Annotated in this window: 23 protein-coding genes; 16 read left to right on the top strand and 7 right to left on the bottom strand. The window is 67.1% G+C overall.

Annotation, left to right across the window (positions count from 1 at the left end):
- Window positions 1-100 precede the first annotated feature (100 nt).
- The 6 genes from CR156_RS02310 to CR156_RS02285 all read left to right on the top strand — a co-directional run bounded on the left by CR156_RS02310 (window position 101) and on the right by CR156_RS02285 (window position 7,554).
- Complete coding sequence (locus CR156_RS02310; protein ID WP_100551752.1) at window positions 101-2,521, top strand: TonB-dependent receptor domain-containing protein; 2,421 nt, start codon at window positions 101-103, stop codon at window positions 2,519-2,521.
- A gap of 286 nt (window positions 2,522-2,807) precedes the next feature.
- Window positions 2,808-3,446 carry a PepSY-associated TM helix domain-containing protein gene (locus CR156_RS02305; RefSeq protein ID WP_100551751.1) on the top strand — a complete coding sequence of 213 codons (639 nt, stop codon included), beginning with the start codon at window positions 2,808-2,810 and terminating at the stop codon, window positions 3,444-3,446.
- A gap of 41 nt (window positions 3,447-3,487) precedes the next feature.
- Entirely contained in the window at window positions 3,488-4,006 is a 519-nt protein-coding gene (locus CR156_RS02300; RefSeq protein ID WP_032975835.1) for a DUF2271 domain-containing protein, read from the top strand.
- Between the two features lie 116 nt (window positions 4,007-4,122).
- Window positions 4,123-4,926 (top strand): DUF4198 domain-containing protein, encoded by an 804-nt coding sequence (locus tag CR156_RS02295; protein ID WP_089239348.1) that lies wholly within the window; start codon window positions 4,123-4,125, stop codon window positions 4,924-4,926.
- Window positions 4,927-4,981: 55 nt separating this feature from the next.
- A complete protein-coding gene (locus CR156_RS02290) occupies window positions 4,982-5,953 on the top strand; it encodes an FAD:protein FMN transferase (protein WP_100551750.1) in 972 nt (323 codons plus the stop codon).
- Window positions 5,950-7,554, top strand: coding sequence for a sulfite reductase subunit alpha (locus tag CR156_RS02285; RefSeq protein WP_100551749.1), 1,605 nt, complete (start codon window positions 5,950-5,952; stop codon window positions 7,552-7,554). The genes CR156_RS02290 and CR156_RS02285 overlap by 4 nt, the downstream gene beginning before the upstream one ends.
- 283 nt (window positions 7,555-7,837) lie before the next feature.
- On the opposite strand, the gene CR156_RS02280 is transcribed toward CR156_RS02285, so the two are convergent.
- From CR156_RS02280 to CR156_RS02265, 4 genes are all read right to left on the bottom strand, one after another.
- Window positions 7,838-8,446, bottom strand: a complete 609-nt coding sequence (locus CR156_RS02280) for a HutD/Ves family protein (RefSeq protein WP_100551748.1) — start codon at window positions 8,444-8,446, stop codon at window positions 7,838-7,840.
- A gap of 34 nt (window positions 8,447-8,480) precedes the next feature.
- Window positions 8,481-9,206, bottom strand: coding sequence for a murein L,D-transpeptidase catalytic domain family protein (locus CR156_RS02275; protein WP_100551747.1), 726 nt, complete (start codon window positions 9,204-9,206; stop codon window positions 8,481-8,483).
- 17 nt (window positions 9,207-9,223) lie between these two features.
- On the bottom strand, window positions 9,224-10,291 hold the full coding sequence (locus CR156_RS02270) for a L,D-transpeptidase (protein WP_100554059.1): 1,068 nt from the start codon (window positions 10,289-10,291) through the stop codon (window positions 9,224-9,226).
- Between the two features lie 337 nt (window positions 10,292-10,628).
- A complete protein-coding gene (locus tag CR156_RS02265; RefSeq protein ID WP_243381677.1) occupies window positions 10,629-11,051 on the bottom strand; it encodes a ComEA family DNA-binding protein in 423 nt (140 codons plus the stop codon).
- 102 nt (window positions 11,052-11,153) lie between these two features.
- Between CR156_RS02265 and CR156_RS02260 the strand changes: the two genes are divergently transcribed.
- From CR156_RS02260 to murU, 4 genes are all read left to right on the top strand, one after another.
- Entirely contained in the window at window positions 11,154-12,647 is a 1,494-nt protein-coding gene (locus CR156_RS02260; RefSeq protein ID WP_100463586.1) for a M20 family metallopeptidase, read from the top strand.
- Between the two features lie 69 nt (window positions 12,648-12,716).
- Window positions 12,717-12,986 (top strand): GlsB/YeaQ/YmgE family stress response membrane protein, encoded by a 270-nt coding sequence (locus CR156_RS02255; RefSeq protein ID WP_089239335.1) that lies wholly within the window; start codon window positions 12,717-12,719, stop codon window positions 12,984-12,986.
- 64 nt (window positions 12,987-13,050) lie between these two features.
- Window positions 13,051-14,076 carry an aminoglycoside phosphotransferase family protein gene (locus CR156_RS02250; RefSeq protein ID WP_100551745.1) on the top strand — a complete coding sequence of 342 codons (1,026 nt, stop codon included), beginning with the start codon at window positions 13,051-13,053 and terminating at the stop codon, window positions 14,074-14,076.
- Window positions 14,077-14,087: 11 nt separating this feature from the next.
- Complete coding sequence (gene murU / locus CR156_RS02245; protein ID WP_100551744.1) at window positions 14,088-14,798, top strand: N-acetylmuramate alpha-1-phosphate uridylyltransferase MurU; 711 nt, start codon at window positions 14,088-14,090, stop codon at window positions 14,796-14,798.
- Window positions 14,799-15,325: 527 nt separating this feature from the next.
- Here the strand turns inward: murU and hda are convergent.
- From hda to CR156_RS02225, 3 genes are read right to left on the bottom strand one after another with little or no spacing between them, the layout of a single operon-like run.
- On the bottom strand, window positions 15,326-16,033 hold the full coding sequence (gene hda, locus CR156_RS02235; RefSeq protein ID WP_089241202.1) for a DnaA regulatory inactivator Hda: 708 nt from the start codon (window positions 16,031-16,033) through the stop codon (window positions 15,326-15,328).
- Complete coding sequence (locus tag CR156_RS02230) at window positions 16,033-17,205, bottom strand: AI-2E family transporter (RefSeq protein WP_100551743.1); 1,173 nt, start codon at window positions 17,203-17,205, stop codon at window positions 16,033-16,035. Before CR156_RS02230 ends, hda begins: the two co-directional genes overlap by 1 nt.
- The gene (locus CR156_RS02225; RefSeq protein ID WP_223482051.1) at window positions 17,202-18,329 is read right to left on the bottom strand and encodes a DUF2066 domain-containing protein; all 1,128 of its coding nucleotides are present in this window, start codon (window positions 18,327-18,329) and stop codon (window positions 17,202-17,204) included. Before CR156_RS02225 ends, CR156_RS02230 begins: the two co-directional genes overlap by 4 nt.
- A gap of 112 nt (window positions 18,330-18,441) precedes the next feature.
- On the opposite strand from CR156_RS02225, the gene purM reads away from it, so the two are divergent.
- The 6 genes from purM to CR156_RS02195 all read left to right on the top strand — a co-directional run bounded on the left by purM (window position 18,442) and on the right by CR156_RS02195 (window position 22,664).
- The gene (gene purM / locus CR156_RS02220; RefSeq protein ID WP_100551742.1) at window positions 18,442-19,500 is read left to right on the top strand and encodes a phosphoribosylformylglycinamidine cyclo-ligase; all 1,059 of its coding nucleotides are present in this window, start codon (window positions 18,442-18,444) and stop codon (window positions 19,498-19,500) included.
- Between the two features lie 22 nt (window positions 19,501-19,522).
- Entirely contained in the window at window positions 19,523-20,020 is a 498-nt protein-coding gene (locus CR156_RS02215; protein ID WP_100551741.1) for a hypothetical protein, read from the top strand.
- Window positions 20,017-20,439, top strand: a complete 423-nt coding sequence (locus CR156_RS02210) for a hypothetical protein (protein ID WP_100551740.1) — start codon at window positions 20,017-20,019, stop codon at window positions 20,437-20,439. Before CR156_RS02215 ends, CR156_RS02210 begins: the two co-directional genes overlap by 4 nt.
- 94 nt (window positions 20,440-20,533) lie before the next feature.
- A complete protein-coding gene (locus CR156_RS02205; protein ID WP_409349563.1) occupies window positions 20,534-21,145 on the top strand; it encodes a DUF2238 domain-containing protein in 612 nt (203 codons plus the stop codon).
- Window positions 21,142-21,798, top strand: a complete 657-nt coding sequence (gene purN, locus CR156_RS02200; RefSeq protein ID WP_100551738.1) for a phosphoribosylglycinamide formyltransferase — start codon at window positions 21,142-21,144, stop codon at window positions 21,796-21,798. The genes CR156_RS02205 and purN overlap by 4 nt, the downstream gene beginning before the upstream one ends.
- A gap of 68 nt (window positions 21,799-21,866) precedes the next feature.
- Window positions 21,867-22,664 (top strand): DUF3108 domain-containing protein, encoded by a 798-nt coding sequence (locus CR156_RS02195; protein WP_100551737.1) that lies wholly within the window; start codon window positions 21,867-21,869, stop codon window positions 22,662-22,664.
- Window positions 22,665-22,666 lie beyond the last annotated feature (2 nt).

Here is a 22,666-nt window from a genome sequence, read left to right as displayed (position 1 = left end):
CCTGCTTCACCTCAGCCGCCCCTGATCGGGCCGTCCCTGCCCTGCCGCGCGCGCTCCGCGCCCGGCATCGCACTGCCTTACATCCTTCGAGGTATCTGCCATGGCCCAGCGCCATCGTGTCCGTTCGTCCCTGTCCCGCCATCTGTTGACCAGCGCCGTGCTGGCCGCCGTCGCGGCTCCCGCCTACGCCCATGGCGACGCTTCCGGCGCACCCCAGACCCTAGACAAGGTGGTGGTCACCGCCGCTGGCTTCGAGCAGAAGGTGGTCGATGCACCGGCCAGCATCAGCGTGGTCAGCCGCGAAGAGCTGAGCAAGCGCCCCTACACCAGCCTGGTCGACGCCCTGCGCGACGTCGAGGGTATCGACGTCGGCTTGGAAGCCACCGACAAGAACGGCCGCGCCACCATCTCCATGCGCGGCCTGCCGTCCGAGTACACCCTGGTGCTGATCGACGGCCGTCGCCAGAGCAACGCCGGCCAGCTGTATCCGAACAACTTCGGTGGTGGCCAGTTCGCCTACCTGCCGCCGCTGGATGCGATCGAGCGCATTGAAGTGGTGCGTGGCCCGATGTCCACGCTGTACGGCTCGGATGCGATGGGCGGCGTCATCAACATCATCACCCGCCGCAACCAGGACAGCTGGCACGGCGCGGTCACCCAGGGCTTCACCGTGCAGCAGGACGATCAGTTCGGCGATGCGCGCAGCACTGACCTGTACCTGAGCGGGCCACTGGTCAAGGATCGCCTCGGCCTGGCCGTGCGCGGCAGCTACTACGACGCCAAGGCATCCAATCCCGAATGGGATGCACTGCCCCTGCCCGACGGCACGCTGTGGGAGCGCAGCATCGGTTTTGGTGGCGGCGGCAAGTCGGTGGCCAACACCAACTGGAACACCGGCGTGCGCCTGAACTTCCACGTCAACGACGACCACGAGCTGTGGCTGGACTATGACGTCTCTCGCCAGAAGTACGACAACAGCGAGGGCCAGACCGGCACGCTCGACAGCCTGGCCAGCCTGTGGCGCGTGGGCAACGCGGTGGTCCCGAACCCGAATGGCAACGGCACCGTCACCCGCCGCGTGGTGCAGCCGCGCGTGGGCTACACCGCCTACCAGCGCTATGAGCGCGACCAGCTCTCGCTGACCCATCAGGGTCGCTACAGCTTCGGCACCTGGCAGACCTCACTGACCCACAGCAAGAGCAGCAACCTCGGCCGCTCGCTGCCGTTGACCCTGGACGAGCGCGCCGGCCTGCAGACCCTGTGGAACGACGTCTGCCGCCGCACCGGTGCCGCCAACAACTGTGCCGCCGGCCGCAACAACGCGCTGGGCGCACTCAACGCCAGCGAACAGGCACGCCTGCAGGCGTTCCTGCCGCGTCCGCTGCGCACCATGGAGCTGGAAGGCTACGTGCTGGACACGATGCTCGACCTGGACTTCGGCGCGCACAAGCTGACCGTGGGCGGCCAGTACAACGACACCGACATGGTGGACGGCGTGTTCGGCATGGACGGTGCCGGCTACCGCAGCAACACCAAGCAGAAGCACCGCATGTGGGCGCTGTTCGCCGAGGACAACTGGTCGCTGACTGACACCCTGACCGCCACCTTCGGCCTGCGCTACGACGACCACAACATCTTCGGCAGCCACCTCAGCCCGCGCGGCTACCTGGTCTGGAATGCCACCGATGCATGGACCTTCAAGGGCGGCGTCAGCACCGGCTACAAGACCCCGCGGCCGGACCAGCTGTTCCCCGGCATCACCGGCTTCGGTGGCCAGGGCGTGCTGCCGCTGGTGGGTTCGCCCAACCTGAAGCCGGAAACCAGCACCAACTACGAGCTGGCTGCGTACTACGAGGGCCAGCGCTGGGGCTTCAACGTCACCGGTTTCATCAACAAGTTCGAAGACAAGATCGCCAGCGGCGGCACGTTCCCCAACTGTGAGGTCGCACCAGCCGGCAGTGGTTACTGCGTGGATATCGGCCCGGGCTGGGCGTCGCTGGGCTACAGCACCTTCACCCAGAGCGTGAACATCGACAAGGCCGAAACACGTGGCGCGGAACTGGCCGGCCACGTCGACCTGCTGGACAACCTGCAGCTGCGCGGCAACTACACCTGGACCAAAAGCGAGCAGACCGCCGGTTCCGGCAAGGGCCTGCCGATCACCGGTACCATGCCGGCCAAGCACATGGCCAACGCCAGCCTCAACTGGCAGCTCAACGATGCGATCAGCCTGTCGTTGATCGGCGAAGGCCGCTACGACCGCTACCGCGACACGATCCTCGATGCCGCCGGTGCCAGCCACACCCGCTACTACGAGGACTACACGATCTTCCACCTCGGTGGCAGCTGGAAGGCCACGCAGTGGCTGACGGTCAACGCGCGGGTCAACAACCTGTTCGACAAGAACTTCGTCTCGCAGTCGTGCCTGCTGACCAGCCCCAGCGAATACAACTGCGTGGACGACTACGCCACCAAGGACCAGCGCCGCAGCTACTGGATCTCGCTCAACGCGAAGTTCTGATCGTCGCTCTGGTGGGTGCCGACCTTGGTCGGCACCACTTCATCCACGCATGGCGTGGATCTACTGCCCATACCGAACCTGGACGGCGCTCCATCCACGCATGGCGTGGATCTACTGCCCAGTGGTAGTGCCGGCCGCTGGCCGGCAACCGCACGATGTTTTCAGGTGTCATGGGATTGCCGGCCAGCGGCCGGCACTCCCCGTCAGAGATACACAACGACATCTAATTGCGAGCAATTCTCATCAATGATGTAATGCCCAGTATTCATCCGTCCCGAACCGTGCCGTGAGCCGTCCCGCATCTTCCACCGTGCAGCAGCAACAGAGCCGCGGCTTCTGGCTGCGTACCCTGCACCAGTGGCACTGGATCAGCTCGGCGGTCTGCCTGATCGGCATGCTGCTGTTCGCGGTGACCGGGCTCACGCTGAATCACGCGGCGAAGATCGAAGCCAAGCCACAGGTGCAGAACCAGCATCTGGAACTGCCGGCCGACGTGCGCGGCCAGCTCGGCACACGCGAGGACGGCAACGCGCCGATCCCGCGCCCGGCCCGGCAATGGCTGGACGAGCAGCTGGGCATTTCCATCGGCGGCCGACCCGCCGAATGGTCGGCCGAGGAAATCTACCTGTCGCTGCCACGCCCCGGCGGCGACGCCTGGCTGAGCATCGACCGCGAAACCGGCGCAGTCGAGTACGAATCGACCTCGCGCGGCGCGGTGTCCTACCTCAACGACCTGCACAAGGGCCGCAATGCCGGCCCCGCGTGGGGCTGGTTCCTGGACGTGTTCGCCGTGGCCTGCCTGGTGTTCTGCATCACCGGTCTGTTCCTGCTGCACCTGCATGCGCGGCAGCGACGCATGACCTGGCCGCTGGTCGGCCTGGGCCTGATGATTCCGCTGCTGATCGCCCTGCTGCTGATCCATTGAACTTCCACCGTGATTTCCATCCGTTTCTCCGGAGCCGCCCCATGCGCGTCACCCTGACCATCGCCCTCAGCGGCCTGCTGGCCACCTCCCCGGCCTACGCCACCACCCTCGACATCAACGTCGAAGTACCCAAGCTCAACGTGGCCGAGTACCACCGCCCGTATGTGGCAGTGTGGCTGGAAGGCGCCGACCAGAAGGTCGCCGCCAACCTGTCGGTCTGGTACCAGCAGACCAGCAACAGCGAAGGCCATGGCACCAAGTGGCTGCCCGACCTGCGCCAGTGGTGGCGCAAGAGCGGCCGCACCCTGCAGGTGCCGGTGGACGGCGTGACCGGCCCGACCCGTCCCGCCGGCAAGCACGCACTGTCGTTCAACGACAAGCAGCCGGCGCTGAAGCAGCTGGCCCCGGGCAACTACACCCTGGTGGTGGAAGCGGTGCGCGAAGTCGGCGGCCGTGAACTGCTGAAGATTCCCTTCACCTGGCCGGCCACCGCCGCACAGAACGGCCGCGCGCAGGGCGCCACCGAACTGGGCCAGGTCACCCTCGCCGTCAAGCCTTGATCAAGCGGGGTCGGATCCCTTCCGCAGGAAGGGCTCTGACCCCATCGCCATATCCTCGGGGTCAGAGCCCTTTCCTTTGGAAAGGGATCCGACCCCTTCCAACTGGAGTCTTCCGCATGAAGCGCACGCTCGTCCTCGCCGCCGCTCTGGCCGCTGCCCTTCCCTTCTCTGCCCTGGCCCACAAGGCCTGGCTGCTGCCCTCGCAGACCGTGATCGCCGGCAACGCACCGTGGATCACCGTCGATGGTGCGGTCTCCAATGACCTGTTCTATTTCAACCACGTGCCGCTGCGCCTGGAATCGGTGGTGATCACCGCCCCGGACGGCAGCACCGTGCAGGCGCAGAACGCGTCCACCGGCAAGTACCGCAGCGTGTTCGACGTCGAACTGAAACAGCAGGGCACCTACCGCATCGCCTCGGTCAACGACGGCCTGTCGGCCACCTATGAACTGAATGGCGAGCGCAAGCGCTGGCGCGGCACCGCCGCCACCTTCGGCGAACTGCCCAAGGATGCGAAGAAGCTGGAAGTGAGCCAGTCGGTCGGCCGCGTGGAGACCTTCGTCACCAACGGCGCGCCGAACGACACCGCGCTGAAGCCGACCAACCGCGGCATCGAACTGGTGGCCGTCGGCCACCCTAACGACCTGTTTGCCGGCGAAGAAGCCACCTTCCGCGTACTGGTCGACGGCAAACCGACTGCGGGCCTGGAGTTCGAGATCGTGCGCGGTGGCACCCGCTACCGCAATGCTCAGGACGAGCAGAAACTGACCAGCGACGCCAAGGGCGAGATCAAGGTGACCTGGCCGGAAGCCGGCATGTACTGGCTGGAAACCGGCACCGAGGACAAGAAGACGTCGGTCAAGCAAGCCGCCAAGCGTCGCCTCAGCTACGTCGCCACGCTGGAAGTACTGCCGCAGTAAACGCATCGCTGCGATACCCGGCGCGCCCGGGTATCGCAGCCTGCCACGCATGCCCATGACCTCTACCGCACTCGATATCGCCCGGCTGGGCGGCACCACCATGGGCACCACCTGGAGCGTGTCGCTGGTGGCACCGCGTCAGCGCGACCTGCATCCGCTGCATGCGGGCATCCAGGCCCGCCTGGATGAAGTGGTCGCTCAGATGAGCACGTGGGAAGCGGGCTCTGACCTGAGCCGCTACAACCGCGCCGACGCGGGTCGCTACTGCGTGCTGCCGGCCGAAACCCGCCATGTACTGGCCTGCGCGCAGGCCATCGCCGCCGCCAGCGGTGGTGCCTTCGACCCCACCATCGGCCCACTGGTGGCGCTGTGGGGCTTCGGCGCGCATGCCGGCGCACGGCGTGCCCCCGATGCCACCACGTTGCAGGCAACCCGTGCACGCTGCGGCTGGCAACACCTGCACTGGCAGGACGATGCGCTGCTGCAACCCGGCGGCCTGGAACTGGACCTCTCGGCGATCGCCAAGGGCTTCGGTGTCGACCACGTCGCCGCCTGGCTGCGCGGCCAGGGTATCGATGCCGCACTGATTGAAGTCGGTGGCGAGCTGGCGGGCTACGGCCGCAAGCCCGACGGCCAGCCGTGGCGCGTGCTGGTGGAGTCGGCGCCGGAAGAAGATGCCCACACCGATATGCCAGCGCGTGTACTCGCGCTGGAGGGAAAAGCCGTGGCCACCTCCGGCGATCGCTGGCACCAGTATCAGGACGATGGCGTTGCCTACAGTCACAGCCTCGACCCACGCAGCGGCACGCCAGTGCGACAGGTCGCAGCCGCCGTCACCGTGGTCGCCGACGATGCGATGCACGCTGACGCCTGGGCCACCGCACTGACCGTGCTCGGTCGCGACGCGGGCATCGCGCTGGCAGAGCGCGAAGGGCTGGCGGCGCGCTACCTCGAACGCGCCGCCGATGGCCCACGCGAAATCCTCAGCAGCGCATTCCAGCGGCTGCTGGATGAGCAGGCCGCATGAGCACTCGTTTCTCGCGCGCAACCCTTGGCAACGTCGTAGTGCTGGTCCTGCTGGCAGTGATCGGTGGGGCCCTGCTGCGCCTGCACCTGGGCGAAGCCTGGTGGCAGGGTGCGCCGCCGTCGCGGCAGTGGGGCATCGCACTGGCCGCCACCGCGCTGTATTCACTGGCGTGCGCCGTGGTGTGGTGGCGCAGCCGTCCACGCGATGACACGGCCGAAGGCAGCGACCAACCGATGCTGCTGGTCTGGTCCAGCCAGACCGGCTTCGCCCGCGAACTGGCCGAGCGCAGTGCGCAGGCCCTGCGCTCGGCCGGCGTGCCGGTGCGCCTGCGTGGCCTGCACGACGTGGATGCGCCCCTGCTTGCGGGCAGCGCGCGTGCACTGTTCATCGTCAGCACCACCGGCGAAGGCGATGCACCCGACCACGCCCTGCCCTTCCTGCGCCGGGTGATGACCACGCCGCCGCCTCTGGACCACCTGCAGTACGGCGTGCTCGCGCTGGGTGATCGCAGCTACGGCCACTTCTGCGCGTTCGGCCACCAGCTGCACGACTGGCTGCGCCAGCATGGCGCGCATCCACTGTTCGATGCCATTGAAGTCGACAATGCCGATCCGGCCGCCCTGCGCCACTGGCAGCAGCTGCTCGGCCAGCTCGGCGGCGGCGCCAGCGAACTGCCCGATTGGACACCGGCCGAGTACCAGCCGTGGACACTGCTGCAGCGCATGCACCTCAATCCCGGCAGCGTCGGTGGTCCTGTCTACTGGCTGCGCCTGCAGCCACCGACCGACAGCAGCGCGCACTGGCAGGCGGGCGACATCGCCGAGGTCGGTCCGCAGCACGCCGAACAGAGCACGCGTGACTGGCTGCAGGCGCAGAGCTTCGATGCCAACACCGTGTTGGACGACGGCAACACGCTGCTCGCCCGCGTCGCCCGCTCGCATCTGCCGTCCTTGGTTGCTGCGGGCGACCTGCCTGGCTTGTTGGCGGCACTGCAGCCACTGCCGCATCGCGAGTACTCCATCGCCTCGGTGATGGACGACGGCGCGGTGGAGCTGCTGCTGCGCCGTCAGCTGCGTGCCGATGGCACACCGGGCGTCGGCAGTGGCTGGCTGTGCGACCACGCCGCCATTGGCGAGCCGGTGCAGATGCGCCTGCGCCGCAACGAGAATTTCCACGGCGTCGCCGCCGACGTTCCGCTGCTGCTGGTCGGTAACGGTACCGGGATCGCTGGCCTGCGCGCACACCTGCACGAACGCGCACATGTTGGCAGCGGCCGTACCTGGCTGTTGTTCGGCGAACGCTCGGCTGCGCATGATTTCCACTTCGGCGATGAGCTGCAGGCGATGCTCGCCAACGGCACGCTGACCCGCCTGGATACGGTGTTCAGCCGTGATGGCGGCGCGCACCGCTACGTGCAGGATCGCCTGCTGGCCGAAGCATCCACGCTGCGGCAGTGGGTCGATGAAGGCGCAACGATCCTGGTCTGCGGCAGCCTGCAGGGCATGGCCCCGGCAGTGGATGCGGTGATCGAGCAGGTGCTCGGTGCCGACGGCAAGGAAGCGCTGCTGCTGGCCTGTCGCTACCGGCGCGATGTGTATTGAGGCGAACCGTCTCCAGGTGGGTGCGCACCGACTTCTGGTGGGTGCGCACCTTGGTTCGCACCATGCTGCGGTATCGGCCACTGCATCCACGCATGGCGTGGATCTACTGAACAGCTTCGGTCGGTGTGAATCGGCTTCTGGTGGGTGCGAACCTTGGTTCGCACCATGCCGCGGTTTCGGCTACCGCATCCACGCATGGCGTGGATCTACTGGAGCACAGCGACCGCATTTTCAGTAGATCCACGCCATGCGTGGATGATTGCCTCCGGGCGCCGACGATGGCTCAGCCGCCCGCGGCGCTTACCCGTATCGCAAGCAGCTCTCCACCACCCTGCAGCGCATGCCGCTGACGCTCACCGGCGGCCAACCATGCGGTATCGCCGCTCTGCATCGCAGGCAATCCACTGTCCGCGCCGAACGTGGCCTGTCCACCCAGCAGGTGCAGGGCCCACGCCACACCCGGCTCGCAGAAGAAGAACATCGGGCCGACCAGTGGCCGATGCAGCAGTTCGGCCTGCAGCAGCTCGCGCTTCCACATCAGGTTGAAATCGTGAGTGGTGCCGTCGACCAGTTCACCATGCAACGCGGCCTCGCCGGCAAAACGCACGCGCCCATGCGGTGGCAGCACTTCGGCTACACGGCCGTCCTCGAAACGCAGGCGCACGCCATTGCCCTGCAGCAGCACCAGTTCGCGCTCGACGCCCGGGAACGCGGAAAACGCGGCGTCCTGTTCGATTTCGGCTACTGACATGCGCAATGCCCAGTCATCGCCCTGCGCCGGCAACCGCAGGATCTCGCGGGTCCAGCCGAGGCCGTTGCGCCAGCGTTCGCGGCGGTAATCCAGGCTGGAAATCACCTGGCTCGGAGTCTGCAGCAGGGAGTCGATGTTCATGCGCGCATTGCATCACGCCGCGCGCCACAACGCATCAACGCGTTGCAAGACCCGCGGCCGTACCGCAATCGCCACCCAGCAGCTGCGAGTGCTTGAGCCAATCCTGGTCGGGGTAGTACGCGAACACCATCGTGCCGCCTCGCAGCGCGTCAATCAGCGGCTTGGCCACCGACAACCGCACCGCAGGACAGCCGAGACTGCGCCCCAACCGTCCCTGCAACTGTGCGGTGGAGGGATTCACATACGGCGCCCCGTGGATGACGATGGCGCGCTCGCGTGCGCGGTCATTGAAACCCGGCTCCAACCCCGCCAAGCGCAGCGAGTAGCCGTTGCCGCCCATGTAGGTTTCCTGCGCGGTGAACGCGCCGAGGCTGGACATGAAGCTGCCATCGCGGTTGGAGAAGTGCTCGGTGCGGTTCTCGCCACTGTTGCGGCCGTGCGCCACCCACTCCTCGAACAACAGCCGCTGGCGGGCCAGGTCGAAGACCCACATCCGCGGCTCGGTGGACGGCCGCGAGTAATCGATCACGCTCAGGCGTTCGCCGCTGACACCCAGTTCCGGCCGCTGCAGCGCGCAGCGCATGGCGTGGGCGGCCAACTGCAGCACCCGGCGGTCCGCCTTGGGCGCGCTGCGTGCCAGCTGTGCAGCGAGGTCGTCTGCACTGATCGCGGCAACAGGCGTCTGTGCCCATGCCGACGCACTGGTGACAGTCGCCAGCAGGCCAACAGCGGCCAGCCGGCACGAGCGGGAAGTGGACATGGGCACGCAGGGAGGTCTCAGGATCCTTTGAGGGTGGACGCTGGCGGCTCCGATTCCAAGACCGGCTGCATACCCGATTCAGCCGCGCTTGGGCGCACCGCCGGCAGCGAGGTGACCAGCAGGGTCGTGCCCGGCACCAGCACCTGGTACAGCTGGCGGGCGAAATCGGCCGGCAGCGCCATCGGCAGCGATGGGGTGGCCAGCAGGTCCGGCGTGGCCTGGGCGCGGTCCTGGCCCAGCAGCGGATAGGCCGTCCACTGGTGCAGGCGCTGCTGTGCGTCAAGCGGGCTGGGCGTATCGCTGTAGCCCTGGCCCATCACGAACAGAGTGGTGCCCTGGAACGCCGGCAGCGCGTCGGCCTTCAACGGCGACTCACCGATCATCACGCCATCGCGCAGCACGTACAGCCGCTGGTCGTGCAGGCTGACCAGGATGCCGACCTGCCCGCTGGGGGCGGCCGCATCATCCCACCACGCCTTGTCCGGGGCGCCGGCCTCGCCTTCCGGCAGGGCCTGTCCGCGTGCATTCACCGGCGCCAGCACCGCCGGATAGGCCAGCGTCATCGGCGCGCTCTTGGCATCGGCCACGACCACCGTATCGCCGCGCTTGGTTTCGCTGAACAGCTTCTGGGCGAAGGCCTGCGGCAGGCGCACGCAGCCATGCGAGGCCGGGTGCCCGGGCAGGCTGCCGCCGTGCAGCGCGATGCCGTCCCAGGTCAGCCGCTGCATGTACGGCATGGGTGCGCTGTTGTAGAGGTTGGAACGGTGGTCCTTGTCCTTCTGCAGGATGGTGAACACACCGGTCGGCGTCTCATGGCCGCTCTTGCCCGAGCTGATCGTGGTCAGGCCGATGGCGATGCCGTTGCGGTACACATAGGCTCGCTGCTCATCCAGGCTCACCACCAGCACGATCGGCCCGGCCGGCGAAACCTCCGGGTGCCACAGGTACTCGCCAGGCTTGAGGTCGGTCGGACCGCGTACGTCGGAAGCCGTCGCCGCGACCGGCTTGGAGGGGGCGGCCGCGTGTGCAGCGCAGGGCAGTGCCAGGGCAACGGCGAGCATCAGGGTCAAACGGTGGAGGTGCATCCAGCAGGTTCCATTCCATGCGAAGGCCTCACCGTACACCATGGGCGCGTGGTGGCTGCGCCAAAAGAAATTGCCCGGCGACACAGCCATGTGTCGTACCGGGCAATCGTCACGTCCCTGTCGGCCTGCTGCCACCCCCTCGCATCCTGCGAAGCGGGGGCGGCGTTGCATCCTGCACGCGGCCGCGTCTGTCCTGTTTGTATCTCAGCCCCTTCCACAGGTCTGTGATGCCACCATCCTGGTGATTGGTGTCGCATCCCTGCGACGGTCGGTGGTTACGGGCATCCTGTCCGTAGCCAATGAACCTGCATCCTGCCGGTCCCGACGTTTCCTGTTGTCAGCGCCTGGGTACGGTTCGCACCGGTACCGATCCGGGTACCGGATCCGCGGGCAACATCCTGCTGCCAACGGTGATCCGCCGTCGATTCCGTTCGACGATCGATGTCCCTATCCCCTTCACCTGCGTCAGGTCCTCGACGCGGTGAAACGGGCCGTGTCTGCGCCGGTGCTCGACGATCGCCGCTGCCTTGGTGGCCCCGACCATCGTCAATCCCTGCTGCAGCGCTTGGGCATCGGCCCGGTTGATGTCGATCGGCTCGGCAGCTTGCGCTCCCGTGATCCACATTCCCAGCACCAGCGCCCTCAACACGACAAACCAAGGCACGACGTGTATCTCCTTGTGGTTCTGACCGTCCCGACCGGCAATCCCGTCGGTCGAAACAGTGTCCGTCACCACATGCACACAGCGTATCGGGTTCACGGATTTCTAAAAGCCAGCCAAATACCCGACGTGATGTAGGGAAAACCCTACCCTTGACCGAGGCGTAGAATGGGCGGATCAGCCATGCAACCGGAGTTTCAGATGGACAGCGCCAAGCTCGGCCAATTCGTCAATGACAAGTGGGACAGCGAAATCGTCCCGCAGTTGGTCGACTACATCCGCATCCCCAACAAGTCGCCGATGTTCGACGCCAATTGGGTGCAGAACGGCTACATGGAGCAGGCGGTCACCCTGATGGAAACCTGGGCCAAGGCGCAGGAGCTGCCCGGCCTGAAGGTCGAGGTGGTGCGTCTGGAAGGCCGTACCCCGCTGATTCTGCTGGAAATTCCGGCTACCGGCGCCGAAACCGGCGACGACACCATCTTGCTCTACGGCCACCTGGACAAGCAGCCGGAGATGACCGGCTGGGACGACGACCTGGGCCCGTGGACCCCGGTCCTGCGCGGCGACAAGCTGTATGGCCGTGGCGGTGCCGATGACGGTTACGCCATCTTCGGCTCGCTGGCCGCCGTGCTGGCGCTGCAGGCCCAGGGCCTGCCGCACGCCCGCTGCGTGGTGCTGATCGAAGCCTGTGAAGAGTCGGGCAGCTACGACCTGCCGGCCTACGTCGACCACCTGGCTGACCGCATCGGCAAGCCGTCGCTGGTGGTCTGCCTGGATTCGGGTTGCGCCAACTACGACCAGCTGTGGTGCACCACCTCGCTGCGCGGCCTGACCGGCGGCAACTTCTCGGTGAAGGTGCTCAACGAGGGCGTGCACTCCGGTGATGCCTCCGGCGTGGTGCCGTCCAGCTTCCGCCTGCTGCGCCAGCTGCTGTCGCGCATCGAGGACCAGGACACCGGCCGCATCCTGATCGAGGGCATGAACGTGGAGATTCCGGCCGAGCGCCTGGAACAGGCCAAGCGTGCCGCCGACGTGGTTGATACCGCGATCTTCGAGAAATTCCCGCTGGTCGACGGCCTCAAGCCGATGAACGACGACCTGACCGAGCTGGTGCTCAACCGTACCTGGCGCCCTGCCCTGTCGGTGACCGGCATCGGCGGCATGCCGCCGCTGGAATCGGCCGGCAACGTGCTGCGCCCGCATACCGCGGTGAAGCTGTCGCTGCGCCTGCCGCCGACTGCCGATGGCAAGACCTGCGGCGAGCTGCTGAAGGAAGCACTGCTGCGCGATCCGCCGAACGGCGCGCAGGTCACCCTGGACCTGGAAAAGGCCTCCACCGGCTGGAACGCGCCGGCGATGGCACCGTGGCTGACCAAGGCCATCGACGATGCCAGCCAGACCTTCTTCGGCAAGCCGGCGATGTACATGGGCGAAGGCGGCTCGATCCCGTTCATGGGCATGCTGGGCGAGAAGTTCCCGGGCGCCCAGTTCATGATCACCGGCGTGCTCGGCCCGCACTCCAACGCCCACGGCCCGAACGAGTTCCTGCACATTCCGATGGGCAAGAAGGTCACCTCATGCGTGTCCAAGGTGATCAGCGAGCACTACGCGGCAAGCCTGCGTGGCGAGACCAGCGGTTCGCCGGTGGCCGCCGACAGTGGCACCCGCAACGGCGACCACGGCTGCTGCTGATCCAGCACGCAGTGACGGACGCAGCCCGGCCTTGCTAGGCTGCGTCCATCCTTCGAGAGCACTGATGGCATGAACGGTCTGTTTGGCAGCACCAGCTGGCTCTACATCATCCTGGTCGGCTTCTTCGTCGGCCTGCTGGGACGCTTCTTCATGCCCGGCAACAACCGCATGGGCTGCCTGTTGACCATCGTGCTGGGCATCATCGGCGCGCTGCTGGCCGGCTGGTTCGGCCAGTACATGGGCTGGTACGCACCCGGTGAACCGGCCGGCTTCCTCGGCGCGGTCGTGGGCGCGGTCGTCGTGCTGGCGATCCTGCGCCTGTTCAGCGGGCGCCGCTGAGCCGCCACCTCCTTTTTCATTCTGCCCCGACGTTGGCGCGCCCGGCGCGCCCGGATATGCCTGCATGACCGAACCCGCCTCTGATCCCCAGCGCAGCGCACAGCGCCTGCAGTGGGCCCGTACCCAGCTCGACGACGGCAACGCCGTGGTCGAACGCGCCTCGGTCGACGCCGGCATGCGCAGCTACTGGCGCACCACCAGCCAGCGCGGCAGCCACATCGTGATGGACGCCCCGCCGGGGCTGGAAGACCCCACCCCGTGGCTGCGCATGCGTGGCCTGCTGCACGATCACGGCCTGCGCGTACCCGCGCTGCTTGCCCAGGACCTCGACGCCGGCTTCCTGCTGCTGGAAGACCTGGGCGGCCCGACGCTGGCGAAGATCCTCGACGAACGCAATGCCGACGCGTGGTTCAGCCGCTCCATCGAGCAGCTGCTGCGCCTGCAGGCCATCCCGGTGCCGGCCGATTTCGGCCAGTTCGGCGAAGCGCTGCTGCAGCGTGATGCCGGCCTGTTCGATGAGTGGTTCCTGCAGCGCCATCTTGGCCTTGAACTGGACTGCGGCGAGATCGAAGGCCTGCAGCTGGTCCACCGCCGGCTGATGGACAACGCGCTGGGCCAGGCCCAGCTGATGACCCACCGCGACTACATGCCGCGCAACCTGATGCCGGTGGACGGCGGCCCGGCCGTGCTGGATTTCCAGGATCTGGTGCGTGGCCCGATCGCCTACGACGCGGTGAGTCTGTTCAAGGATGCCTTCCTGAGCTGGCCGCTGCAGCGCGTGGACGAATGGCTGTCGCAGTATCACCAGCGCGCGCGTGATGCCGGCCTGCCGGTACCCGACCGTGCCACCTTCCTGCGCGATGCCGACTGGATGGGCATCCAGCGCCACGTGAAGATCCTCGGCCTGTTCTGCCGCCTGCGCTACCGCGACAACAAGGGCCACTACCTGGACGACGCACCGCGCTTCATCGCCTACCTGGATGAAGTGCTGCCGCGCTACCGCGAACTGGCACCGTTGCAGCAGTTGCTGGAAATGCGGATCAAGCCGGCACTGGCCGAGCTGGCCGCGCCGATGCGCGTGCTGCGCTGAAGGTCGCGTCGATGAAGGCACTGATTTTCGCCGCCGGCCTGGGCGAGCGCATGCGTCCATTGACCCTGCACACGCCCAAGCCGCTGCTGGCAGTGGCCGGCAAACCACTGATCGTGTGGCACCTGGAGCGATTGGCTGCATTCGGCATCCGCGACGTGGTGATCAACACCGCTTGGCTCGCCGAGCAGTTTCCGGCGACATTGGGCGATGGTCGCCAATGGGGCCTGCAGCTGCATTTCATGCACGAAGGCGATACCCCGCTGGAAACCGGTGGCGGCATCCTCAATGCGCTACCGGCGCTGGGGGACGATCCGTTCCTGGTGGTGAACGGCGATATCTGGACCGATTTCGATTTCGCCACGCTGCCGCGTGAACCGGCCGGCGAAGCGCATCTGGTGCTGGTCGACAACCCGGCACAGCACCCCGCCGGTGACTACCGGCTGGACGCGCACGGCGTGCTGCACCACGACCGCGAAGGTCCGTGCCTGACCTATGCCGGCATCGGCGTCTATCGTCCGTCGATCGTGGCCGATTGGCGCGCGGTGATCGGCGAGGCACCTGGCAGCGAGCGCGTGCCACCGAAGTTTTCGGTGGTGCCGTTGCAGAAGCATTTCATGGCACAGGGGCGGATCAGCGGTCAGCATCATCGCGGTCGCTGGACGGATGTCGGGACCGTTGATCGCCTGCGTGCGCTGGACGTTGAGTTGGCCGCGAACGGCTGAGCCCCTCGTGGTTGGACGTCTTCAGAGCAGAAGCCTTGCTTGGCCGGGCGGGATGGGCTGCGCAGGGGGCGCTGCAAGTACGTCCCTGCAAGCTCGGTCGCCGCATCCATGCGGCTCACGCCCCTGCGCAGCCCACCCCGCCCGGCCTCTGACAGTTTCCGTGTGCGTCCAGCCACGGAAAAAGAAAGAAAAGCAGAAGCGGGTCACTTCGCTACGCTTGCTCTGGTGACGACCAACGGTCGTCACCCACCACAAGCAAGACACGTGTCGACCAAGGTCGACACCCACCAACAGCAGTGCAGTACGCGGTCCCGACAGATCGCGGGAACCTGTCGAAGGCGGGGTGGCTCAGGTTGCGGGGGCGTGAGCGCCATGGATGGCGCGACCGAGGCTACATGGACGTACTTGCGCCGTCCCCCGCAACCTGAGCCACCCCGCCATCCCACGGATAGCCCGCTTTTGACGTTGACGTTGACGTTGCCCTGGCTTCGGCGGGTGCAGGGCGCAGCCCTGCCGAACAACATCCCTCAGTAACGAGGACGGCCTTCTTCCAGTACCTGGCGCAGGAACGGCACGGTGATCCGCCGCTTCGCCGCCAGCGATTCGCGATCCAGCCAATCCAGCAGCGTGATCAGCCCACCCAGCTCGCGGCCGGTGTGCGACAGCAGCCACTCGATGGCGGCCTCGTCGATCGCCAGCCCACGGCGCAGCGCGCGCTCGCGCAGCACCGCTGCTCGGCCTTCCTCGTCCAGCGGCTGCAGCAGCACGCGCACGCATTGGCCCAGGCGCGAACGCAGGTCCGGCAACACCAGACCCAGTTCGCCGGGCGACTTCTGCGCGGTGTACAGCACCGTCACGTCGGCAGCGCGCGCGCGGTTATGGAAATCGAACAGCGCGATTTCGTCCTCGCGGTTGCCCGCCACCGCATCCAGGCCATCCAGCGCCACCAGCTCGCGCTGCTCCAGTCCTTCCAGCGCCACCCGCACCCGGCCAACCACACTGGCCAGCGGCACGTAGGTCGGCAGGCGCCCGGCCTGCTCGGCGCTGGAACACATCGCCAGCGCCTGATGGGTCTTGCCGGTGCCGGCCGCGCCTTCCAGGTAGATCCAATCGTGGCTGGCCCCTACCGCGATGGCACGCAGCTGCGCCAGCGCGCCGTCCGGCGCACCGATGAAGCTCTCCAGGCGCTGATCCCGCGGGTAATGCAGGGCCAGCGGAAGTTGCGGCACACCAATCACTTCAGTTCCGGACCCTTGTCATTGCCAGGCACGATGATATGGGGCTGGTCGATCACGCCATCAAGCACGATCGCGGGCTTCTCGCCGGCATACAGCTCACTCTGCCGGTAGCGCTGGTGCGCATAGCGCAACAGAACGTTGCTCACCGCCGCCACCGGCAGTGCCAGCAGCATGCCGAGGAAGCCGAACAGCTGGCCACCGGCCATCACCGCGAAGATCACCGCCACCGGGTGCAGGCCGATCTTGTCGCCGACGATGCGCGGGGTCAGCACGTAGCTCTCCAGCAGCTGGCCGACGGTGAACACCACGCCGACCAGGATCAGCAGCTTCAGGTCGAACCCCTGCGCCTGCACCAGCGCAGCCACGATCGCCATCAGGATGCCGGTAGTCGCGCCCAGGTAGGGAATGAAGCTGATCAGGCCGGCGATCAGGCCGATCAACAGGCCCAGCTTGAGCCCGACCAGCGACAGGCCACCGGCGTAGATCACGCCCAGCGCCAGCATCACCAGGAACTGCCCGCGGATGAACGCACCGAGCACTTCATTGGATTCACGCGCCAGCGCGGTGATCGTGCCGATCTGGTTGCGCGGAATCACCGATGCCACGCGCTCGACCAGCTTGTCCCAATCGCGCAGAAAGTAGAACGCCAGGATCGGCAGCAGCAACAGGTTGACCACCCAGGTGACCACCGTGAAGCCCGAGCGCGATACGTAGCCCATGAAGGTCGTTGCGAACCCGCCGGCCTGCTGCCAATGGCTGCGCACCCACTCGATCAGTCGGTCCGGGTCCATCCACTGCATCACTTCCAGCCCGGTCTTCTGCTCGAACCAGGGAATGCCCTTCTCCATCAACCAGGCCTGCGCCTGCGGCGCCGCTGCGATCAAGGTCGTGATCTGGCGCTCGATCATCGGCACCAGCACCAGCAGCAGCGCGACGATCACCAGCACCATCGCCACGAACACCAGCACCACGCCGGTCATGCGCGAGCGGCCGGTGGCCTCGATGCGGTCCACCAGCGGATCGCCCAGCCAGGCCAGCGCCAGCGCCAGCACGAACGGGGTCAGGATCGGTGCCAGCAGCCAGACGATCCAGCCGATCAGGCCCGCCAGCAGGATGTACTTCAGCCGACGCAGGAACTGCGCGATTTCCGCTTCCGGGGACAGGATCATCGCAGGCGGTACTCGTTGCTGACCGGCGCCGGTGCCGGTGCACCGGTCGTATCGTCGATCGGCGTCGGCAGGGCCGGCAGGGTCGCCGACGGCACCAGCACGCCGTTGTCGCCGAGCATGCGGTTGAAGCCGGCCAGGCCGGTGGTCATTTCCAGATTCAGTTCCAGATGATCGGCGGTCGCACGCAGCGGGGTAACGTTGCGCACCACGGCCACTTCACGCAGGCCGGCAGCCAGGCGCAGGTATTCGTCCGCGCTGTTGATGCCGGTCACCACCACGCGGTAGGTGCCCGCCTGGCCGGTGGCCGCACCGGCCTTGGCATAACGCTTGACCAGCGCGTCGGCAGCGCCATCGGCACCGGCAGCCATCGCGCGCATCGCGTTGGCATCCTTGCTGGTCCACTTGTTCAGTTCACGGCCGTTGTCGACGAACACCCAGTCCGCCTGCCAGCCGCCATTGGCGCGGTAGAGCTTGCCGATCAACTGCATCGGCGGCGAATAGCGCGACGAGGCGCGGGCAACGGCAGCGCTGTCCTGGCGCCAGATGGCACCGGCCAGGGCCTGCTCGGCGGCGCCACCACTGGGCAGGCCGAGCTTGTAGCCGCGCTCGATGGCCCGGCTCAGCAACGGCCGCGCGGCATTGGCCTGCTGCACGCTGACCAGACGCGGACCGCTGCCGTCATCAACGGCCAGCCACAGCACCGGCTTCGGTCGTGGCTGCGGCCACAGCGGCAGGCCCAGCGCCGACACCAGCCCGTCCACGTCATCCTCGCGGAAGCGCGCGACCAGCAGGGTACGGAAGCTCGGCGCACCGCTGGCGCCCACGCTCTGGTCCTGCTTGTAGTCGTAGCTGGCCACATAGTCCTTGGCATTGCGCAACGCCTGCGCCACGCCGGGGCGCGACATGACGCTGCGATCGCCGGACAATTTGCCCAGTACAACGCTCAACGCGCGGGCAAGTGCACCGTTGCGGTCAGCCTCGGCTTGGCTGTTGACGGGCACTTCGGCCTCGTACGCACCACTGGCAGTGGCAACATCCCCCTCGGTTCGCATGCCGCTCTGGGCCATCGTGGCCACCGGCAGGCACAGCGCAAGGAGCAGGGTCAAAAACAGGCTGCGGCGCATCAGGACATCCATTGGCTCGACGTATCCGGGGGGAATTGTTGCCCGAATACGGCCTTTGCGCCAATGCGGCCTGTTAAAATCGGCGATTCAACCCCTGCCAGCGCCGACGCCCGTGACCAACAGCCCGTCTTCCGCCCCTTCCCCCCTCACCTACCGTGACGCGGGTGTCGACATCGACGCCGGCAACGAGCTGGTCGAGCGGATCAAGCCCCTGGTCAAGCGCAGCTTCCGTCCGGAGGTGATGGGCGGCCTGGGTGGCTTCGGCGCCCTGTTCGACCTGTCCAACAAGTACCGCGAGCCGGTGCTGGTGTCGGGTACCGACGGCGTCGGCACCAAGCTGAAGCTGGCCCACCAGCTGAACCGCCACGATACGATCGGCATCGACCTGGTCGCCATGTGCGTGAACGACGTGCTGGTGCAGGGCGCCGAGCCGCTGTTCTTCCTGGACTACTTCGCCACCGGCAAGCTGGACATCGATACCGCCGCCGCGGTCGTGGGCGGCATCGCCAATGGCTGCACCGAGGCCGGCTGCGCCCTGATCGGCGGCGAAACCGCCGAGATGCCCGACATGTACGCGCCGGGCGAGTACGACCTGGCCGGCTTCACCGTCGCTGCCGTCGAAAAGAGCGAGCTGAAGGACGGCGCCCATGTCGCCGAAGGCGACGTGCTGATCGGCATCGCCTCCTCCGGCCCGCACTCCAATGGCTATTCGCTGGTCCGTCGCATCTACGACCGCGCCGGCCGCCCGGCCGAGCTGGAACTGGAAGGCGGGGTCAAGCTGGTCGATGCGCTGATGGCCCCCACCCGCCTGTACGTCAAGCCGATCCTGTCGCTGCTGAAGTCACACGGCGATGCCATCCACGGCATGGCCCACATCACCGGTGGCGGCCTGACCGAGAACATCATCCGCGTGGTGCCCGAGGGCCTCGGCCTGGACATCCAGGCCTCGTCGTGGACCCTGCCGCCGGTGTTCCAGTGGCTGCAGAAGGAAGGCGCGGTGGCCGACAGCGAGATGTGGCGCACCTTCAACTGCGGCATCGGCTTCGTGCTGATCGTCGCCCCGGACCAGCTGGAGGCCGTGTCCGCCGCGGTCAAGGCGCAGGGCCTGGAGCACTGGACGATCGGCCAGGTGGTCACCGCCCAGGGCGGCGAACGCGTCCACATCGCCTGATCCACTGGACAAAGGAACCCGCATGGACGCACCCACTCCCTTGTCGACGACGCCGGCTCCGCCGGTGCTGCCGCCGAACCCGGCCGTGCCGGTGTTCGGCCCGCAGGACGCCACCCAGCTGCGCCAGCTGGCAATCGGCCACTACGTGGTCGCCGGTCTGATGGCGGTGTTCTCGCTGATCTTCATCCTGCACATCGTGCTGGGTATCGCCATGCTGTCCGGCTCGCTGCCGATGAAGTCCGGCGGTGAACCGTCTTCGCCGGAAGAACAGCAGTTCGTCGGCTGGCTGTTCACCGTGATGGGTTTCTGCATCGTGCTCGGCGGGCTGACCCTGGCCGGCTTTGTCGCCTATGCCGGCCGCTGCCTGTCGCAGCAGCGCCGCTACCTGTTGTGCATGATCGTGGCCGGGCTGTCGTGCCTGTTCACCCCCATCGGCACCATCCTCGGCGTGTTCACCCTGGTCGTGCTGCTGCGCCCGCAGGTGAAGGCCGCCTTCGCTGGCCAGGCGGGTGTGGCATGAGCGATGGAATGAACCCACCGCCGCTGCCACGACAGACCCTGGCCGATCTGCAGACCGCCAGCCACCTGCACAACCTGAAGATCCTGTTCTATGCACTGGCAGGCTTCCATTGGCTGGCAGCGCTGGTGTTCCTCGGTTTTGTCGGCATCGTCGCCTTCGAACGCGGCATGGATGACGGCGCGGTGCTGGCGACGGTGTACGGCGCGGTGTCGCTGCTGGCCATCGGGCTGGGCTTCCTGCAGTTGCGCACCGCGCGGCTGCTTGGCCAGCGCAGTAATCTGGCCTGGTGTCGCGGCGCGGCCTGGGCCGCGGTGATGGCCGGCCCGCTGGGCATGGCGCTGACCGCCTACGCGGTGTATTTCCTGCGCAAGCCGGAGATCGCCGCACTGTTCGACCGCGGCGACCACGTCAGCGTCTGAGCTGGCAGGCGCATGTTCCGTCCCTTCTGCTGATCGCTCCGACATGTCCACGCCCGCCGCCTCCACGCTCGCCAGCAACCGCGCCACCCACTCACTGTCGGGACCGAAGAAGGTCGCGCTGGCTGCGGTGTTGTGCATATTCGCAGCAACCTGGATCCATCCGCTGTGGCCGCTCGAGCAGGCCCTGCACAGCTCGCTGACCGTGATCGGCCTGCTCGCCCTGTGGTGGGTGGACCGGCGCTGGCAGCTGGACAACGGCGCGTTCATCGCCATCTGCGGCTTCATCGCCATCCACTGCGTGGCCGCGCGCTGGCTGTATTCCAACGTTCCCTATGATGCCTGGCTGCAGTCGCTGCTCGGATGGTCGCCGGATGCCGCCTTTGGCTGGCAGCGCAACCACTTCGATCGCCTGATCCACTTCCTCTATGGCGTCTGCTTCACGCCGGCGTTGCTGCAGCTGGCGCGACGCTTCTGGCCTGCACTGCGCATCGGCCAGGCCTTCACCTTGGCGGTGATGGCAGTGATGTGTTCCAGCCTGGCGTATGAGTGGCTGGAATGGGGCATCGCCCTTGCCCTGTCGCCGGAAGCGGCCGAGGCCTACAACGGCCAGCAGGGCGACATGTGGGACGCGCATGCGGACATGCTGCTGGCGACCCTGGGCAGCCTGTTGCTGTGGCCGTTGGTGCGCCGGAGCGCGGGGCGATGAGCATCTGCCGAATCGCCGTGCTGGCCTCCGGTCGCGGCAGCAACCTGCAGGCCATTGTCGACGCCATCGCGGCAGGGCGACTGCAGGCCGAGATTGTCGGCGTGTTCTCCGACCGCCCCGATGCGACCGCACTGGAGCGGGTGGCAGCGGATCGACGCTGGGGGCATGCGCCGAAGGAGTTCAGCGACCGCGCCGCCTACGAGCAGGCGCTGGGTGATGCGCTGGCAGCATGTGCTCCGGACTGGATCGTCTGCGCCGGCTACATGCGTATCCTCGGTGCCGATTTCGTACAGCGGTTCAATGGCCGCCTGGTCAACATCCATCCCTCGCTGCTGCCGCTGCACAAGGGCCTGCACACCCATGCACGGGCGCTTGAGGCCGGCGATAGCGAGCACGGCGCCAGCGTGCACCTGGTGGTGCCGGAACTGGATGCCGGCGCGGTGCTGGCGCAGGCGCGGGTTCCGGTGCTTGCCGGCGATGATGCGCAGACCCTGGCCGAACGCGTGCTCGCGGTGGAGCATCCGCTGCTGATCGCCACCCTGGAACTGCTGTGTGCAGGCCGCCTGGCTGAACGGGAAGGCCAGCCGACATTCGACGGTCACCCCCTGTTTAGCCCCTTGGCTCTAGATTCCGCCGGGAACCTGAACCGGTAACCCCCGTGCACACGCCCCGCTGACTGCGGGGCTGGCATCCTGCTCCCCTCCTGCGGTTCCTGTCGGCCATGAAGACCACGTCCCTGCTGCGTACAACCCTGCTGCTGCCGCTTGCCGTCCTCGCCTGTGCGGGCTGGGGCCAGGCAACAGCGCCTGCTGCGCCGGCACCTGCCGAGGTGGCGCCGCCGGTGCTGCCTGCACTGGCCTGGGAGCCGCCGCCGCTGCAGCCGTTCAGCGCAACCTACCAGGCCTTCTACAAGAGCAAGGAAGCGGGCGATGCGACCATGCAGGTCACCCACACCGGTGGCAACCAGTGGCGGGTGGACATGCAGGTAGTCGGCCGCCGCGGCTTTGCCAGCGTGCTCGGCCTGAACATCGAACAGAGCACCGTGTTCGAGGAGCGCAACGGTGTCTATGCGCCACTCAGCCAGAGCACGGTGCGCAAGGGCCTGTTCCTCGGCAAGAAGGCCGTCGGCACCTACAACTGGCAGGCCGGCACCGCGCAGTGGAGTGGCGACGTGGAAAAGAAGCGCGCACAGCCGATTCCGCTGCAGGCCGGCGACCAGAGCGCCCTGCTGATGAACCTGGCGATCATGCGCGATGCCCGCCCTGGTGCGGCCATGCACTATCGCTACGTCGACATGGGCAAGGTGCGCCAGCACGATTACCAGGCCGCGCCGCAGACCGAGAACGTCGAGGTCGGCGACCTGTCCTACAACGCGCTGCGGGTCTATCGGACCAACGGCGGCAACAACGAAACCATTCTCTGGATCGCCAACGGTGTCCCCACCCCGGTGCGCATCCTGCAACGCGAAGACGGCGAAGATCGCGTCGATCTGCGCCTGATCGAATACCAAGGAGTCTGAGC

It is taken from the genome of Stenotrophomonas lactitubi (genome assembly GCF_002803515.1).
GTDB classification, from domain to species: domain Bacteria; phylum Pseudomonadota; class Gammaproteobacteria; order Xanthomonadales; family Xanthomonadaceae; genus Stenotrophomonas; species Stenotrophomonas lactitubi.
The sequence above is the reverse complement of the archived record's forward strand: the minus strand, read 5'-3'. Positions and strand labels throughout refer to the sequence as shown.